The sequence below is a fragment of the Limnobacter olei genome (assembly GCF_029087225.1).
Taxonomy (GTDB): Bacteria; Pseudomonadota; Gammaproteobacteria; order Burkholderiales; family Burkholderiaceae_B; genus Limnobacter; species Limnobacter olei.
Genome location: NZ_JARFJD010000004.1, coordinates 12684 through 29433, shown reverse-complemented (window position 1 = coordinate 29433; position 16750 = coordinate 12684). Strand labels below are relative to the sequence as shown.

Here is a 16750-nt window from a genome sequence, read left to right as displayed (position 1 = left end):
TTCAAATCATAGAAATACTTCAACGTTGCTCAGCGCCTCGGCATTTGCGTCTTTCGACGCGAGCACAGGGGTGGCACTCAGCGGCCATTCAATTTTAAGGGTGGGGTCATTCCAGCGCAGGCTGCGCTCGTGTTCCGGGTACCAATAGTCGGTGGTTTTGTATAGAAATTCGGCGCTTTCGCTAGTGACCAAAAATCCATGTGCAAAACCGGCCGGAATCCACATTTGGCGTTTATTCTCTGCAGACAGTTCGTAGCCCACCCATTTTCCAAAGTTGGGCGAAGATCGACGTAGATCAACCGCCACATCAAAAACAGCTCCTTGAGAAACACGCACCAATTTTCCTTGCGGGTGCTTGATTTGATAGTGCAGCCCCCGTAATACCCCGTGGGATGATTTGCTGTGGTTGTCTTGTACGAAATGGGTACTAATACCAGCCTGTTTTTCAAAGTCCCTATGGTTAAAACTTTCAAAGAAAAACCCCCTCTCGTCGCCAAATACTTTGGGTTCCAAAATCAGCACTTCGGGCAAGTCGGTTTTAAATATGGTGTATGGCATCATTTATCTCATTTCAACAAATTGAGCAGGTATTGCCCGTAAGCGTTTTTCTTTAATGAGTTGGCAAGCGATTGCAGTTCATCAGCAGAGATCCATCCTTGGCGAAAGGCAATTTCCTCAGGGCAGGCCACTTGCAAACCCTGTCGCTTTTGTAGCGTTGCAATAAAGCTCGCGGCTTCCAGCAAGCTGTCATGCGTGCCTGTGTCTAACCAGGCATAACCCCTACCCATAATTTCAACGTGGAGTTGTCCCAATTCAAGATATCGTTTGTTGATGTCGGTGATTTCCAGTTCGCCGCGAGCAGACGGTTTGATGTCAGCCGCGATATCACAGACCTGTTGATCATAAAAATACAATCCGGTTACGGCATAGTTACTCTTTGGATGTTTCGGTTTTTCTTCAATGCTAATTGCACGTTGGTGTTCATCAAATTCCACAACACCATACCGCTCCGGGTCTTGTACATGATAGGCAAATACGCTTGCTCCGTCGGTTCTATTTCCGGCTGTGTGCAGCTGCCTTACCAAATCGTGACCATGAAAAATGTTATCGCCCAGTACCAAGGCACTTGGGTTTTTGCCAACAAAGTTTTTTCCAAGAATAAATGCTTGAGCCAAGCCGTCGGGACTTGGTTGCACGGCATATTCAATGTTCATGCCCCAGCGCGCGCCGTCGCCCAGCAATTCAGCGAAGCGGGGAGTGTCTTGGGGGGTACTAATAAGCAACACGTTGCGAATGCCACTTAACATGAGCGTACTGAGCGGGTAGTACACCATGGGTTTGTCATATACCGGCATCAATTGTTTGCTGATGGCCTGGGTAATTGGGTAGAGCCGCGTGCCGGATCCACCAGCCAAGACAATACCTTTGCGATCGGTGGTCATTCTCACTCTCAAATAATTGGTTGGGGTAGCAATTCCCGGTAAACATTCAGGGTATTTTGAATCACCAAACGTTCATCGAAACATTGCAAAGCTTTAACTCTGGCTGCATTGCCCAGCGTGGTGCGTAGCACTGGGTCATCATCCAGGCGTGCAATTGCAAATGCCAAAGCCATGTGGTCTTTTGGGGGTATCAACAAACCGTTGATTTCGTGGTCTACAACATTGCGGCAGCCCGGTGCATTAGTGGTCACAAGGGCTTTAGCTGAGGCTGCTGCTTCAATCAAGCCCTTGGGCAAGCCCTCCCGGTAGCTGGGTAACACCACTACATCAACAGCGTTGAACAATCGGGGCATGTCATCGACATGCCCAAGCCAGCGAATCCAGCCTTTGTTCACCCACTGCTGCACCTCATCTTCACTGGCAGAAGCCGGGTTGCCGGGGTCTGGATTCCCGGCCAATAAAAACTCGATTCTTCGCCCCTCTTGCAGAAGGAGTTGTGTGGCTTGAATGAATTCGGCCAAGCCTTTGTCCCACAATAATCGTGCGGGAAACAACACGCGCAATTGAACGGGTTCGTCTGCCATACTGGCTGATATGCACGGTTGCGGAATGAAACGATTGCAGTCTACGCCCGAACCGGGTATAAGCCTCACCTGATTTGAATCAACAAGACGGGCTTGACGAAACAAACCAACGTCATCTGGATTTTGCAGTATCAGCAGGGAATTTTTCCCGCCTAACGCCACACGAAGTAACAATCGAACCAATGGGCGAAGCAGCTTCGCCTTCAGGTTTTGGCTTGTAAACACATACCCCATGCCAGCCACAGCACTAACTCGCGCTTCCACCCCGGAAAGGCGAGCAGCAATAGAACCGTATACAACACACTTGATGGTGAAGCTATGCACCAGGTCAATGTTTTCATGTTTCATCAAGCGGTGTAACCAGATCAACAACTTAAATTCCTGCCACAGATTAAGACTGCTTCTTTCCATGGGCGCAGCTATTCACCGAAACCCCAGCTCACACAGTTTTTTTCCGTATGTACCGGCCGGGGAGACCAGCAAAAGCTCATGCCCTTCTTCCCGTAGTGATGTTGCCAGCGACCTGCGGAAATTGAAGAGATACCAATCAGTGTTCGCGAATAATAAAATTTTCATAGTAGTTGCAGAAAATAGTGTTTATAAGGCAACCATAGAAATGAATGGCCAGCGAAGAATAGCCACACCAACAACACCAAGGCGCTGTATGCAACAACCAAAATTACCCAGATGGGGTTACGGCGGCCTGGTAGCCCCAAGGCATCGGGAAGCCTACCCCACACAAATAGCTGTAGTGGAATCCAATACAATGCAACTCGATCCACTGCAGTAGACGAAGGGGATACTGCCAGAAGCACAACAAAAATCAGCGCCCCGACGGCCATCCACGTCCAGAAGCTTTCTTGATGTTCGGGCAGTTTGAAGCGCTTTCGAAAGCACAGAAAAACAACTGCAGGCAACACGTTCATTGCTATGCGTATGCCTGCTCCGCTTGATTGGTATTCATCTACGATATAGCCGCTCACAAGTCCATCTAAGGCCTCTTGCAGCAGTAGGGTGAATAACAAGGCACCAGTAATGCCGGCGCCCAGAATCACGAGCCACCGATGTTTTGCACCCGAGAAAATGGCCAATGGCATTAAAATAACCGCAGACTTATGGAACAAAGCCGCAAAAGTTATCCAGATTAAAAACCCACGAAATTTGCGCTCATTCAAAGCCACCATGGCTAACATGGCCAGTCCAATGGCCACCCCTTGGCGCGTATACCCCATGGCCACCACTGTGATTAGGTAGGGCACAGCTACCGCCAGTACCAGCCAGGGTCGCGGCTGGGCGCGACAAAAGGTAATCAGCCCCCAGGAAAAGAGTAAAGCGCAAACAAAATTAACGAAGTACACCCCACCAAAAACATTGGCACCCACCCAATTAAGGAGCACATAAGCAGGGTCCCCGTGCAGCCAAAACTGGTCGAGAGGTTCCCCTTGGATATATTCGATGTGCTCAAGATAGGTTTCCCAGTCGCCACCCACCTCGTGCCGCAGGCCGATCAGTAAAGCCAGTATCAGGAAAAGATTTACCCAAGCCACATTCCACGGCTCGTCCCGATAAGAATGAATTGCAAGATGGGGCCGCATGTGGCTTATTGCCATCCATGCAATCAACGCGAACAGTAACCAGTAGGTCAGCAAGGGTTGGCCTCCAGCCAAGCCTGCCACATCAATATTGCCCATAGTTGCGGTGTGCGGTCATACCCAGCTTGGTGTTCACGCCAAGCAATTGTTATGGGCTCGGCATTCAGAAATCCTTGGTCTTTCATTTTTTGGGGGTTTAGCAAATTCTCAGCCCAAGCACGTAGCGGGCCACGTAACCACTGACCAATCGGAATGGCGAAGCCAGCTTTGGGCCTTTCAATCAGTTCCCTTGGCACATGTTGATAAAGAATTTGCCGCAATGCCCACTTGCCTTCCGTGCCGCGAATTTTCATGTTGAGGGGCAACTGCCATGCAAGTTCCACCACCCGGTGATCCAGAAAGGGCACTCGTGTTTCCAAACTGGTTGCCATTGCCGCCCTGTCCACTTTGCACAAAATGTCGTCGGTTAAATAGGTCATGCTGTCACGGTACATCATCCGCAGTTGATCCGCGCTTGCGCCTGAAGAAGGCAAATTGTGTTGTTGTAGGTTTGTTGGTAAAAAGGGCGAGTTTTTTTCCAACCCAAGTACCAACGAATCGGCATTTTGCCATTCTGTAACAAGGCTTAAATAAAGATCGTCCATGTTGCGAACATTTTGAAGGCGTCGCCCCAATTTGTGAAATTTATCGCCTAACCGGTTTACTCCTGTTGTACTTCTTGCCAGCGGTGCAGTTATTCTGTCCCAGGTTGAAACAGGAATTGATTGCAATATTTTACCCAGTGACTGCCGAATCGGCATTGGCAGCCAAGACAAGCGGTTCCATATCTTGGGGCCCCAAAAATATCGGTTGTAACCACCGAATAGTTCATCCCCTGCATCGCCGCTTAATGCAACCGTGACATGTTGCTTTGCGGCTTTGCAGACCAAGTGTGTGGGCACTTGTGAGGAGTCGGCGAACGGTTCATCGTACATCCAAGGAATCATTGGAATTACATCTTGAACCATTTTGGCAGATACTCGCATTTCATGGTGTTCAGTACCCAAATGTTTGGCTACTGCCAAAGCATGTGGTGATTCATCAAAGTTTGCTTCATCAAAACCTATTGTAAAAGTTTTAACTGCTCTACTGGCTTGCGATTGCATCAGTGCAACGATAGTGGATGAATCAATTCCACCCGATAAAAAAGCGCCCAAAGGTACATCGGCCAGTGATTGAATTCGAACAGACTCACTTAACGATGAGCGCAGCTGAGTCAGTGCTTCTTCTTCATTTGTGATTGGGTTTTTGCTGGCCCGTTCCACTGTTTCAGCAAGAGACCACCAGCGGCGTAAATGCAAGCTTCCATGGGATTCACCGGGTTGCATCAACGCGCTAGGGGGGGAAGAGGGCGGGTCGTTTTTAATGGTTAATAAACACCCTGCCTCTAATTTGTAAATTCCTTGATAAATGCTGCGCGGTGCGGGCACATACATGAACCGAAGATAGGCATTCAGTGCTTCGCGACACACCTTTCCTGCAAACCCCGGGAAAGCTCGAATGGCTTTAAGTTCTGACCCGAAAACGAATGTCTTCTGGTTTCCAGAATTAACCCAACCGTAGTACAACGGTTTTTCGCCGAATCGATCCCGGGCAATTGTCAATTCATGTTTTGATTTGTCCCAAATCGCAATTGCAAACATGCCCACGCAACGTTGCAACGAAGGTTCGATACCCCAGAATTCAAAAGCGGCTAGCAATGTTTCTGTGTCAGAATGCCCGCGCCATATGGGCGCCGCACCAGCGGCGTTTAATTCACCACGAATATCCAAGTGATTATAAATTTCGCCATTAAAAACAATCACCAGATTGCCACTGTTAGAGACCATCGGTTGATGCCCCGCAGCGGACAGTTCAATAATCGACAACCTGCGATGTGCCATGGCAAAACCGTTGGCAAAGTCTTCGTACACCCCAGAGTCATCGGGCCCACGATGAGTTATAGCATTCGCCATTTCTGTGACATGAGCACCCAAGCCAAAGTTAGATTGAACATCCCAGGCACCAGCCAATCCGCACATTTTTTATTTATCCTTGTTTTATTCGTTTGAATTATTTGGCCGCTAGATAAAGCAACTTGGCAAGTCGAGGGGTGGTGATTTGCAGGCAAAATTGTTGTTCAACTTTTCGACGCCCTGCTTGTCCCATTTGTTGACGCAGAGCCTGGCTTGACGCAAGCTTCAACAATGCAGCTTCCCATTCTGCCTCGGTACTTGCGAGATAGCCATTCACGCCGTGCTCAACGATATCGGTGTTCACACCCACGGGCGAAGCAATTACCGGAATGCCACAGGCCATGTACTGGATAAGTTTGTATCCGCACTTGCCACGCTCGAAGGGGCCATCTTCCAGCGGCATGATACCTATGTCAAATTGAGCAATTGAATCGACTTCACTTTCTTCAGACCATTTGATTGCTTTCATTGGCAGGCCCAGTTCGCCAGGAATTATACCCACTGCGTGAAAGCTTGCATTTCCTCCCTTGGCAAGTTTTTTGATGACCGTCTCGATGGTTAACATAAAATGTGCAGTGGCACGTTGGCCAATCCAGCCAACGACAGGTGGTGTGGATGCCTTTGTAATATCCATTTTCGAAGGCGGTGCGCAGTAGCGAGCAAGATCAATCACCGTGGGTAATACTTCAACCCATTTGGCTCCTTGAGCTTTTGCATAGTTCGCAATATAGTTGTTGCCGGCTATGACCAAAGTTGCTTGTCGCATTAAGGCAGCATGTTTCTTACCCAACAGCCTTTGTACTACTTGGCTTTTGTGTTGATCGTAGGTATGAAAAACAGCGTCATCGTAATCTAGTACATATGCATGGCTACGACGTAATAAAAGCATTTCAAGCCAAGCCGGTAGCCATGGTAGCGCGTCCTTTTCTACCCAGAAGAAGCTGTCTGAAGGTAGTCGTAGAAGTAACGCAATACGCTTAAGGTAGGCCAACGCGACTGCCCATTTATTACGCTTACCAGCCTGAAGGCTTCGAACATAATCATCTGAGAACAGAGGGTGCATACATACCTCTACACCCATTTGATCAAGGGTTTGAAAGTACTGTATGAACCGCATTCGGCTGCTTGCACCAAGCCTGTCGTAACGAGTCAGCGCAATTACTTTCATGCCTGTTTGTCTAGTTGACTGTAGATCTGGGAATAGCGCTGAACACCTTCATCAAGCGAAAAGTGTTTGTGCGCTGCGCTTACACAAAGCGATTCTGTATGGGGATCAGCTGCCAATTGAATGAGTTTGGCGAGTGCGTTTTCAAGGGTGTCTTCCTGAAAGTTGCTTATTGAAATGCCAACACCTTCTGATTCGAGAACTTCTGCCATGTCTCCAACACCAGAGTTGCTCAAACAAGGTACGCCACAACCCAGAAACTCAGCCAACTTTGTGGGTGCAGATGCCTGTTTCGAATAGGCGGGCTTGATGAAAAATATCCCCGCGTCCATCTGATTGATCAGGAGGGGCACTTCAGTGTGATTGGCAGTAATGATCGAAAAATTTTCTGCAGGAATTCCAGCGTTAGCCAATTCATCACGAATGAATTCATGCTCGCCTTTGTTAACGAGCAAAAATTGCGATTGTGGATTGATTTTTAACAAGGCAACCATGGCTTGGCACACCTCGCCGAACAGATACCAAGTACCAGCACTACCCACATAGCCCAACGTGAATGGCCTTTCGCTTGCAGTGCTCAGGGCAGGGGTGAACTTGGCAAGGTCTGCACAAGTGGGTATGACTGAAAATGAGGTGGCGGTTTCTTTCAGGTAAGGAAATTGTTTCATAACCCTGACCGCCGCATGAGTCAGCGATACAACATGGTTTGCGTGCAGCAAAAACTGACGCTCAAACCATTTTGAAATTCGGTACATTTTGCTGTTTGCGGGCCAAATGCCACCGTCGACCCGTTCGTCGGCCCAGAAGCCGCGCATATCGAAAATAAACTTGGCACCCGTTAATCGTTTTACAGCCAGTGCCATTACCGAAGCCACATAAGAACGTGCATGCACAATTCTGCACCTGTAGCGCAAAGCCACCCAAACGCCTACCACGCACCCCTGCAAAATATCCCAAGCAGTGGCTATGCTGCTTGGGCGCTTGTGGTAGCGCAGCGGGTGCCAATGGATTCCTGCCTTGGCAATATCCTGTTGAATCTGCGATCGTTGCCTGAGGTTTTTCCAATCTTCAGCTTTTTCGAAGCTGATTAGATGAATGGGACGATGTTCCGCCAATCGCACTAGATATGCCAGCACTTGCGACTGTCCCAGCGGCTCTAGCATGCCGTCGTACGAGATATAAAGAACACTATGCTTCACGCTGTCAGCTTTCGGGTATCTGTAGGAAAAAGCAGCGCTTCATACTGATCCACCGCCCTGTCGATTGAAAAGTCTTGCGCCCGTACCTTGAGCGCTTCGTGATCATGATCACTCATCAGCGACTGCTCCATGGCTTCCGCTAGCGCGGCGGCATTGCCCACAGGTACCAGCTGACCGAAACGGCCATCAGCTAGAATCTCGCGCGGACCTGATGGGCAGTCGGTGCTGACAACTGGGGTACCTGCTGCTAGTGCCTCGACAATCACATTCCCGAAACCCTCCGAATTGGAGGAAAGCAGAAACAGATTGGCGTGTTGGTAATAGACCTCGAGATTTTTGACGAATCCGGGTAGTAAAACCTGGCCCTGCAAGCCAAGACGTTGAACCTGTGCCTCTAGGGAAGCACGTTCCTGCCCTTCTCCCAAAATTAGCAAACGTGCATCGATGCGCGTCCGTAACTGTGCAAAGGCGTCAAGTAAAGTTTCATAGTCCTTGATCTGCTTGAGGGCGCCTACAGCAAGTAAACGCTTGTGAGTACCATGCCACCAGGCGGATGGGACGTGTTCGTTCGTTGGCGCAGCCCCTAGATTTGGATCGATCACTGGGTTGTAAATGACCTTTATGGCCTTACGATTCAACCGAGCAAAGCTGGCTAGATCGTCCGCTGCGCCTCTCGAGACGGCAACGATACCATCGGCTCGTGGATAAAACAGTCGCATGGAAGTGCGCACCTGCCAGCTCACTGTGGACCACTCCATCAGCTCGGAGCGGGACCAGGTGCAGTGCTCGGCAACCACTATGCGAGTAGGTACACGCGCAATCGATTTCGCCAATAAAGCGTTTAGTGTAATAGGCCACATATTAGCCAGAAGTGCCTGAGGTCTGGCATCCCGCATATAACGCACCAAAGGATAGATGGCCGCACGAACTCTCGGCGTATTAAGATCGACCACACGAATGGACGGAGCTAGGTCGGCTAGAAAAACGCCTTTAGCCTGCATTAGCACCATTTCTACAATGTGGCCTCGCTTGTCTAGACCGTTGGCGAGATGAACGGCCACACGCTCGGCCCCCCCGCCGTCCAAATTTGGCATCAAGATTGCGATACGAGTTCGGTTCATACTGTTCACTCTTGTGGTCCGTCAGCTTGATCGGTGTTCAGGATTTCACTCTGATGCAAGGAAATTGTTGGTGTTAAATCGGCAACGTCGAAACAAGATAGTGTTTTCGTACTCTCAGCCGCAGAATCTGACACCAGACTAAGGTCGCTATGGCACTCGATATTGCGGCACCAGTTACTGAATGACTCGGAACGAGCCAGAGAGTTAACGCCAACTGTATTCCGATTGCGATTAGTACTGCCGCCAGCGCTTCACGATGGTGTCCGCCCATACTCATAACGATCCCTGCTAGGCCGGTAAGCGTATTTACGATTTGCGCTAAGCTTAGTATTGCTAACGGCAAGGAGGCCCCGCTATAAGATTCGCCAAAAGCAGCCTTAATCAGTTCTCTGCCAAAAATAAGAAAAATTAGAGCGACAGGACAGGCTGCAGCGATTGCAACCCGGGCTGCGTGTCTGAGTTTGGCACGTAACTCTGTCGTATTGCCTTGCGAAATGAGGCGAGCGATGTCGGCCGAATAATGTATGGCGATCGCACCAAGCGGCATCACAACCAACGAAGCGCCCAGTTCCGCCACCCGATAAACCCCCACCGCTTGGGGTTGGTCGAAAAAGGCGAGTGCAAGGGTGGCAATCGCTTGATTGGCTGCGAACGCCGCCGCCATGAGGCTGTAGCCAGGAATGTTCGCCAACCATCGCCGCCACTCGTAGGTGGGTTCCGCCGATTTAACATCCGCAGGAATAAGGCGAGCCATTAGCCACATCCCTATACCGAGGGCAATTGCAGCCGCTGCGGAATGAAGAGCTAACGCCAGATTTGGCGAGAACTTGACACCGGCACCATCTGTCCAGAGTTTGATTGCCATCGCCGCCATCAGTAGGAGAAAGAAGCCCGGTTTGAGTACTGCCCCCATCGCTTGACCCCACAAGGGATGGCCAAGTCCGCGCAGGATGCTGCCGCGCACAGCTGCCAGTCCAGCGATCGGTAAGAGAAACGCCGCCCAGAGGGCAGCAGCGGCGTAATGTGATGTTTCTGTATCAGCCAATATCAAGAAGATCGCGCAACTGCTCAGCCATACAGCCGAGAAGGCAAGAGATATAAACGTGGAAGCGCGAATTGCGCCTCGCATCCGCCCCCAGTCTTGCCCTGCGTGCAATGAAGCAATCTCTCGTACCATGACCATCGCTAGCCCCACCTCTAGAGGCATGCCAATCATACTAACTAAAGTGTAGACGATGGAATATACGCCGTAGCCGTCTGCGCTAAGTAGCCTGGCCAACACAAGGTTACAAAGCAGTCCAAGTGCCAAGGCACATATCTGTATCCCGATGGAAAGATGGGGTCCGAAGCGATTGGCGAGCGTCATCCTTTCGGTACGCGTGGAACTAGCAGCACGTTGCGGCTTGGATCACTTTCGCCCTCGTCAATGGGGCGCCAATCGTATTGCGTACCCCAAAGATCCTGTACAAGCTGGCGTATGCGATCTTCGTATTCGCCAAGCACTTCCACCAGTAACGTGGGGCGATCGCGTTTTACAATCTCGCGCATGCCTAATAGGGCAGACTCCTCAAAGCCTTCGACGTCGAGTTTGATTAGATCTATGTCAACAATACCCTGTGCCTGTGCCCACGAATCGATTGCTACTACCCGAACAGGCGTAGTGATAGTCGACCCGAGGTGATCGTCGGCGAAACGTTGCGACAGGCTGGCACTGGTCGGGGCATCGCCTCCGGGATCGCAAATTTCTGCCTCGCCGTCTGAAGCACCTACTGCACAAAGTAATGCATCGACATTGTTAAAACCGCTGAGGCGAATATTTTCATCTAGTCGTGCGTGAATTCGTTTGACTGGCTCGAAAGCATACACTCGGCGCGCACCTGCGGCAGATGCAGCTAGAGCGAAGATTCCTGAGTTTGAACCGATGTCCAATACTGTGCGGGCGTGTTTGCTTAGCGCGATCCACGCTGCCATGCTGCCTGGTTCGTGGCCCAAAAAACCACTCCAAAATAACCGGTTTTCGATCTGCCCGCCCCGTGCCTTCATTCGAAATACGCCACCCTCGGGTATGCTCACTTCAATGTTCCCTCGAAAGGGAACGTGCCTAAAAAGGCGCTCGCTTCGGAAGATGCCCCACTGTCGCAGACCCTTCAGTCCGAACACCAGCGCTGGCAGTACAAGGCGCGAGTCGCGCACAGATCTCAACTTTTCACGAATTTTCATGGTTTATTTCCTGTGGCCCGCTTACACGCTGTGTAAGCAGTTACTTTTTCTGGGCATTCGATAGCCGATAAGGATCCTTGACGGATTGTCTTCACTGTTTATGTTTTATATACCAAGTCATCGCTAGCTTCACCCCTTGCGCCAACCGGTGCGTGGGTTCGTAGCCCAGCAAGCTCTTTGCCTTGCTAACATCTGCCTGGCTATGCCGCACGTCGCCAACTCGGAAGTCGCGGTAATTCGGCTGGGTGTTGGGGGCTATACCATGCCGTAACAACTCACTCTTCAGTGTGCTAAACAGGACATTAAGGGTGGTTCTGTCACCGACCGCAACGTTGTACACCTGATTTCTGGCTTCTTCATTTTCCACGCACGCGGCAAGCAAATTGGCCTGCACTGCATTGGCAATAAAGCAAAAATCTCGACTGGTTTCCCCGTCACCATTGATGTAAACCGGCTCGCCTTTCAACATGCTGGCGGTCCATTTTGGAATTACCGCAGCATATGCACCATCTGGATTTTGACGTGGGCCAAATACGTTGAAATAACGCAGTCCAATTATTTTGAAGTTGTACGTGCGGGCAAATACATCGGCGTAAAGTTCATTCACCAGTTTGGTAACCGCATAGGGTGAAAGTGGCTTGCCAATTCGATCTTCAACCTTCGGTAGGGCAGGGTGATCACCATAGGTGCTGCTGCTGGCTGCGTATACAAAATTTTTGACATTCGCGTCTCTGGCTGCAACCAGCATGTTCAGGAAACCGTCGATATTGCTTTGGTTGGTGGTAATGGGGTCGTTGATGCTTCTAGGCACCGACCCCAGTGCCGCCTGGTGCAATACATAATCCACGCCTTTGCATGCTTCATGGCAGGTATTCAGGTTTCTTATATCCCCTTCGATGAAGCGAAAGTTAGACCACTGTTCGTTGCTGACCAAACTTTGTACTTCGTCCAGGTTGTGTTGAAAACCAGTGCTGAAGTTGTCTAGCCCAATCACCTTTTGGTTCAGTTTAAGTAAAGTTTCCAGCAAATTACTGCCGATAAATCCAGCAACCCCGGTTATTAGCCAGGTTTGTTGCGAGTGGGTCAGTTTATGTTTTAGTGATTCAAACGGTGTGTTCATTACAGTCTCAAATCTGATTCATTGGCCTCTAATAAATACTTAAGGTCGTAAAGTACGCATGTTGACTTACCCAGGTTCCGAATGTTTGTGGCACCCATGGATTTAAACTGTTCGTGAGCAACCGCAAGAATAATCCCGTCGTATGTATTGGTATTGGCGTGCTGTATTGGTGAAATACCATATTCGTGTTGTGCTTCGGTGTTGCTTACCCAAGGGTCGTATACATCAACCTCGCAGTTGTATTCTTTAAGTTCGCTCACTATGTCCACCACTCGGGTGTTACGCAAATCTGGGCAGTTTTCTTTAAAAGCCAAGCCCATAACCAGTATTTTTGCGCCGTCCACATGAATGCGCTTTTTGGTCATTGCTTTAACAAGTTGGGCCACTACGTAGCCGCCCATGCTGTCATTTAACCTGCGACCAGCCAGAATAATTTCAGGGTGGTATCCAATTGCCTGCGCTTTGTGGGTAAGGTAGTAGGGGTCTACTCCAATGCAATGCCCGCCCACAAGGCCGGGGCGGAACGGCAGAAAATTCCACTTGCTCCCCGCCGCTTTAAGCACGGCTTCGGTATCAATACCCATTTTGTTAAAGATCAGCGCAAGTTCATTGATCAGTGCAATATTCAGGTCGCGCTGGGTGTTTTCAATGACTTTGGCAGCCTCCGCAACTTTGATACTTTCGGCTTTGTGAGTACCCACTACAACTATTTCGTTGTAAAGCGTGTCTACGACGTCTGCAACTACTGGCGTAGATCCCGAAGTTACTTTGCGGATCGTTGTAACCCGATGTTCTTTGTCACCGGGATTAATCCTTTCAGGGCTGTAGCCACAATAAAAATCTTGATTAAACTTAAGACCCGAAAATTTTTCCAGTACAGGCACACAGTCTTCTTCAGTGCAGCCGGGGTAAACCGTGGATTCGTAAATAACGATATCGCCTTTTTTCAGAACTTTGCCTGCTGTCTCGCTTGCCTTGATTAACGGGGTAAGGTCGGGCCGCTTGTATTCGTCAATAGGGGTGGGAACTGTAATTATGAAACAGTTGCAATTTTTAAGATGTTCAGGATCTGTGGTGAATGAAAGTTCCCGGGCTGCGGCAAGTTCATGTGGCGAAGTTTCAAGTGTGGTGTCATTGCCAGAAACCAGTTCATCAATACGACGCTGGTTGATGTCGAATCCGACAACGGCTCGTTTTTTGCCAAATTCCACGGCAAGGGGTAGCCCTACATAACCAAGGCCGATGATCGCTAGTTTGATGTTTTCAATTTTCATTTGATTCAGTTTTTTCGGTTATGTAACCCGGAACCCATTTGGGGTGGTGGTGAGGATTTGTTTATTCTTGGCTTTCCGCGTTTTGTTTTAAGGATTCTATTTCAATTTTTAGCGCTTCATATTCTTCCAGTTTCCGCTTCAGAAATGCCCCTGTTAGCTTGGCTTTTTCCGCAATACCCCTGGGAGTCAACACATACACATACCCAAACTTGTTTTTAGAATGGGTGAAGTTTTGCATCTTCACCAAGCCTTTTTCCATCAACGCTTTCAGGCAGTAGTTCAGTCCGCCCACGCTCACGCCCAGCTTTTCAGCCAGTTCACGCTGGGTAAGGTCGGGGTTTTCCTGCAGCAGTCGCATTACACGAAAGTTGGTGTCTTCTTGAAGATCGTTTCTGCGGCTGGTCATGGCGGAATTTTGGCACGCTACCGCCGTGTTGTGCACCGATCAACAAGCGGGTAACGTTCAATTTTGAACGAAATGATGTTACAGCACAGTTGTGACAGAAAAAAGAATATTCTTCCGGCTGCAGCACCTTTTTTAGGTGACGTAATTTCTCTTGTGTTGGTAAAGTTCTTCTTGCGTACTGGTTTTTCCACATACTGAGCATGTTAATAAGGCCAAGTTGGCTTATTGCATTGCGCGAGGCAGGTATTCAAGCCCCAATACCGCTGGCTTGTATGTGTTGGCACGCGGCGGCGCTTGCTCGAACACAAGGTACGCTTCCAAAAGCTGATGGTGAATTAAGGGCAGCAAGAGTTGAAGCAGCTCAATTTCAGCTGAAAAGTTTTTGCAGTAAGTGCGCGCTACTTCATGCAGCACCTGCTCAAATTTGTTGTTGGTTTCTGCAAGTGCGTTGAATTGTTGAGGGTTCAAGTTGAGCACTGCATGCGCAGCTTCAAACCCGTATAGGTTTTGCTGATAAGGGGCCAGGTCGGGCCGAGGGTGTTGTACCCATTGGCCATTGAGTTGGGCTTGAAATGCCCAGCGCAAGCCGTGTAAGCGATTGCTGGGGTCGGCTTGTTTTTTCAGTTGTTGCAGTGTTTGAACAAGCGGCCAACAACTGGGGTGGTGCACCATGGTGTCGGCAAAAGGGCGGCGAACTGTGGAAGTGTTTGGGTTTGCGATGAGTGCGCGTTGCCCGGGTTCAAGCTGCGGTGGTGTGCGAAGTGGTGGAGTAACCACGGGGTTGTCTGGGTTGGCAAAACTAAGCGAGCCAAGTTGTTGGCCATTCAGTTGGTTTAGGTGGCTAAGTGCATTGGTTTGTGAACTGGCACATGAACTTGTTTGAAAGTCGAGGTGCTGCGCAAAGACTGGAAATAATTCGGTTTGCTGATAAAAGTTGGTGCTAGGTGGCATCAGCAAACTGACCCAGTGTTGCTGTGGCGTATTGCTGGCGTAGTGAAACCAAAAGCCCGTGGCTGTTTGCCCCAGCCAGCCGCAAGGCTTGCCGCCGTTGAACACCTGCAGTGTTTGAATTCGTTGATGCGTCGTCACAGGGTTTTGAAATGTTCTTGTGCGGTATTCAAGGTGGGCCATTCTGCTGGGGCAGCGCTGAGCCCCAAGCCAAACACCCGCAGCACAGCCATGGCGGTGGAAAATGAAACGTCTTCACCGCGTTCAATGCGAAAAATGGTGTCGCGGCTAACGCCCGCCATTTCCGCCAGCAGGTGGGCTGTCATTTTCCCGCCTTTGGTGCCTGCTTGCAGGCGCTGGGTGCGAACCAATGTGGCCAGGTCGAGTGGATTTTTAAGTAATGGATACTCATTTGGGTTGTTGGGTATTTCAGTCATTATTGCAAAATTTAATAAATCAACGCGATTATCATACTAAAAGTTGATCAAGCCTGCTTTCGGTTTTAACGAGAGCACTTTAAGCTTTCGTTTTGAATTCAATTACAGCAAGGCACCCCTGCAATGACTAAAGTGGCGTTGATCACCGGTGTAACCGGGCAAGATGGTTCGTATTTGGCTGAATTTTTGTTGAGCAAAGGCTATGAAGTGCATGGCATCAAGCGCCGTGCATCGCTGTTCAACACACAGCGCGTAGACCACATTTACGAGGACCCGCATGTTGAAAACGCCCGCTTTAAATTGCACTACGGCGACCTCACCGACAGCTCTAACCTGACCCGCATTATTCAGCAAGTGCAACCTGACGAGGTGTACAACCTGGGCGCACAAAGCCATGTGGCGGTGAGTTTCGAGAGCCCGGAATACACCGCCGATGTAGATGCCATGGGCACGCTGCGTTTGCTGGAAGCCATCCGCTTTTTGGGCCTGGAAAAGAAGACCCGTTTTTATCAAGCCAGTACTTCAGAACTGTATGGTTTGGTGCAGGAAATTCCGCAAAAGGAAACCACGCCCTTTTACCCACGCAGCCCGTATGCAGTGGCCAAAATGTACGCCTACTGGATTACGGTGAATTACCGCGAAAGCTATGGCATGTATGCATGCAACGGCATTTTGTTTAACCACGAAAGCCCGCGCCGTGGCGAAACTTTTGTAACCCGAAAAATTACACGTGGCATGAGCAACATTGCAGTGGGCCTGGAGCAATGCCTGTACATGGGCAATATGGACGCACTGCGCGATTGGGGTCATGCGAAAGACTACGTTGAAATGCAATGGCTAATGCTGCAACAGGACACACCCGACGATTTTGTAATTGCCACCGGTGTGCAATACAGCGTGCGCCAGTTTATTGAAATGACGGCTGCTGAATTGGGCGTAACCCTGCGCTGGGAAGGCAGTGGCGTGGATGAAAAAGGCATTGTGGTGAAAGTGCAAGGCGACAAGGCACCTGCCTTGAAAGAAGGCGATGTGGTGGTGCAGGTTGACCCGCGTTACTTCCGCCCTGCGGAAGTGGAAACCTTGTTGGGCGACCCCAGCAAGGCGAAAAATAAACTGGGTTGGACACCGAAAATTACTTTGCAGGAAATGGTGCAGGAAATGGTGCAGGTAGACCTGGATGCGGCACGCCAACACGCCCTGCTCAAGCAACATGGTTACAGCGTTGCAGTAAGCCGCGAGTAAAGGCTG

General features: G+C 49.8%; 16 protein-coding genes. 1 reads left to right on the top strand and 15 read right to left on the bottom strand.

Annotated elements, in window-relative coordinates:
• Nucleotides 1-6: 6 nt before the first annotated feature.
• The 15 genes from rfbC to PY990_RS03590 form a co-directional block, all read right to left on the bottom strand.
• Nucleotides 7-558, bottom strand: a complete 552-nt coding sequence (gene rfbC, locus PY990_RS03660; RefSeq protein WP_275270450.1) for a dTDP-4-dehydrorhamnose 3,5-epimerase — start codon at nt 556-558, stop codon at nt 7-9.
• 8 nt (nt 559-566) lie between these two features.
• Entirely contained in the window at nt 567-1442 is an 876-nt protein-coding gene (gene rfbA / locus PY990_RS03655; protein WP_275270449.1) for a glucose-1-phosphate thymidylyltransferase RfbA, read from the bottom strand.
• Nucleotides 1443-1450: 8 nt separating this feature from the next.
• On the bottom strand, nt 1451-2437 hold the full coding sequence (locus PY990_RS03650; RefSeq protein ID WP_275270448.1) for a glycosyltransferase family 4 protein: 987 nt from the start codon (nt 2435-2437) through the stop codon (nt 1451-1453).
• A 161-nt stretch (nt 2438-2598) separates the two neighbouring features.
• The gene (locus PY990_RS03645) at nt 2599-3717 is read right to left on the bottom strand and encodes an EpsG family protein (RefSeq protein WP_275270447.1); all 1119 of its coding nucleotides are present in this window, start codon (nt 3715-3717) and stop codon (nt 2599-2601) included.
• On the bottom strand, nt 3669-5678 hold the full coding sequence (gene asnB / locus PY990_RS03640) for an asparagine synthase (glutamine-hydrolyzing) (RefSeq protein ID WP_275270446.1): 2010 nt from the start codon (nt 5676-5678) through the stop codon (nt 3669-3671). The genes PY990_RS03645 and asnB overlap by 49 nt, the downstream gene beginning before the upstream one ends.
• Before the next feature lie 31 nt (nt 5679-5709).
• Nucleotides 5710-6780: a glycosyltransferase family 4 protein gene (locus PY990_RS03635; RefSeq protein ID WP_275270445.1), complete on the bottom strand. Its 1071-nt coding sequence runs from the start codon at nt 6778-6780 to the stop codon at nt 5710-5712.
• On the bottom strand, nt 6777-7976 hold the full coding sequence (locus PY990_RS03630; RefSeq protein WP_275270444.1) for a glycosyltransferase: 1200 nt from the start codon (nt 7974-7976) through the stop codon (nt 6777-6779). The genes PY990_RS03635 and PY990_RS03630 overlap by 4 nt, the downstream gene beginning before the upstream one ends.
• Nucleotides 7973-9097: a glycosyltransferase gene (locus PY990_RS03625; RefSeq protein WP_275270443.1), complete on the bottom strand. Its 1125-nt coding sequence runs from the start codon at nt 9095-9097 to the stop codon at nt 7973-7975. Before PY990_RS03625 ends, PY990_RS03630 begins: the two co-directional genes overlap by 4 nt.
• Nucleotides 9098-9170: 73 nt before the next feature.
• The gene (locus PY990_RS03620) at nt 9171-10463 is read right to left on the bottom strand and encodes a lipopolysaccharide biosynthesis protein (RefSeq protein ID WP_275270442.1); all 1293 of its coding nucleotides are present in this window, start codon (nt 10461-10463) and stop codon (nt 9171-9173) included.
• Nucleotides 10460-11317, bottom strand: a complete 858-nt coding sequence (locus tag PY990_RS03615; RefSeq protein WP_275270441.1) for an FkbM family methyltransferase — start codon at nt 11315-11317, stop codon at nt 10460-10462. The genes PY990_RS03620 and PY990_RS03615 overlap by 4 nt, the downstream gene beginning before the upstream one ends.
• Nucleotides 11318-11408: 91 nt before the next feature.
• On the bottom strand, nt 11409-12437 hold the full coding sequence (locus PY990_RS03610; RefSeq protein ID WP_275270440.1) for an NAD-dependent epimerase/dehydratase family protein: 1029 nt from the start codon (nt 12435-12437) through the stop codon (nt 11409-11411).
• Complete coding sequence (tviB, locus tag PY990_RS03605; RefSeq protein WP_275270439.1) at nt 12437-13711, bottom strand: Vi polysaccharide biosynthesis UDP-N-acetylglucosamine C-6 dehydrogenase TviB; 1275 nt, start codon at nt 13709-13711, stop codon at nt 12437-12439. Before tviB ends, PY990_RS03610 begins: the two co-directional genes overlap by 1 nt.
• 61 nt (nt 13712-13772) lie before the next feature.
• A complete protein-coding gene (locus PY990_RS03600) occupies nt 13773-14117 on the bottom strand; it encodes a MarR family EPS-associated transcriptional regulator (RefSeq protein WP_275270438.1) in 345 nt (114 codons plus the stop codon).
• Between the two features lie 222 nt (nt 14118-14339).
• Complete coding sequence (locus PY990_RS03595) at nt 14340-15206, bottom strand: hypothetical protein (protein ID WP_275270437.1); 867 nt, start codon at nt 15204-15206, stop codon at nt 14340-14342.
• Nucleotides 15203-15502 (bottom strand): helix-turn-helix domain-containing protein, encoded by a 300-nt coding sequence (locus PY990_RS03590; protein ID WP_275270436.1) that lies wholly within the window; start codon nt 15500-15502, stop codon nt 15203-15205. Before PY990_RS03590 ends, PY990_RS03595 begins: the two co-directional genes overlap by 4 nt.
• Nucleotides 15503-15625: 123 nt before the next feature.
• Here PY990_RS03590 and gmd point away from each other — a divergent pair, with 123 nt between their 5' ends.
• Nucleotides 15626-16744: a GDP-mannose 4,6-dehydratase gene (gmd, locus tag PY990_RS03585; RefSeq protein ID WP_275270435.1), complete on the top strand. Its 1119-nt coding sequence runs from the start codon at nt 15626-15628 to the stop codon at nt 16742-16744.
• Nucleotides 16745-16750 lie beyond the last annotated feature (6 nt).

Bases quoted from the DNA above. Each gene is read 5' to 3' on its own strand.
- rfbC (WP_275270450.1), bottom strand. From the start codon at position 558: ATGCCATACACCATATTTAAAACCGACTTGCCCGAAGTGCTGATTTTG.
- rfbA (WP_275270449.1), bottom strand. From the start codon at position 1,442: ATGACCACCGATCGCAAAGGTATTGTCTTGGCTGGTGGATCCGGCACG.
- PY990_RS03650 (WP_275270448.1), bottom strand. From the start codon at position 2,437: ATGGAAAGAAGCAGTCTTAATCTGTGGCAGGAATTTAAGTTGTTGATC.
- PY990_RS03645 (WP_275270447.1), bottom strand. From the start codon at position 3,717: ATGGGCAATATTGATGTGGCAGGCTTGGCTGGAGGCCAACCCTTGCTG.
- asnB (WP_275270446.1), bottom strand. From the start codon at position 5,678: ATGTGCGGATTGGCTGGTGCCTGGGATGTTCAATCTAACTTTGGCTTG.
- PY990_RS03635 (WP_275270445.1), bottom strand. From the start codon at position 6,780: ATGAAAGTAATTGCGCTGACTCGTTACGACAGGCTTGGTGCAAGCAGC.
- PY990_RS03625 (WP_275270443.1), bottom strand. From the start codon at position 9,097: ATGAACCGAACTCGTATCGCAATCTTGATGCCAAATTTGGACGGCGGG.
- PY990_RS03620 (WP_275270442.1), bottom strand. From the start codon at position 10,463: ATGACGCTCGCCAATCGCTTCGGACCCCATCTTTCCATCGGGATACAG.
- PY990_RS03615 (WP_275270441.1), bottom strand. From the start codon at position 11,317: ATGAAAATTCGTGAAAAGTTGAGATCTGTGCGCGACTCGCGCCTTGTA.
- PY990_RS03610 (WP_275270440.1), bottom strand. From the start codon at position 12,437: ATGAACACACCGTTTGAATCACTAAAACATAAACTGACCCACTCGCAA.
- tviB (WP_275270439.1), bottom strand. From the start codon at position 13,711: ATGAAAATTGAAAACATCAAACTAGCGATCATCGGCCTTGGTTATGTA.
- PY990_RS03600 (WP_275270438.1), bottom strand. From the start codon at position 14,117: ATGACCAGCCGCAGAAACGATCTTCAAGAAGACACCAACTTTCGTGTA.
- PY990_RS03590 (WP_275270436.1), bottom strand. From the start codon at position 15,502: ATGACTGAAATACCCAACAACCCAAATGAGTATCCATTACTTAAAAAT.
- gmd (WP_275270435.1), top strand. From the start codon at position 15,626: ATGACTAAAGTGGCGTTGATCACCGGTGTAACCGGGCAAGATGGTTCG.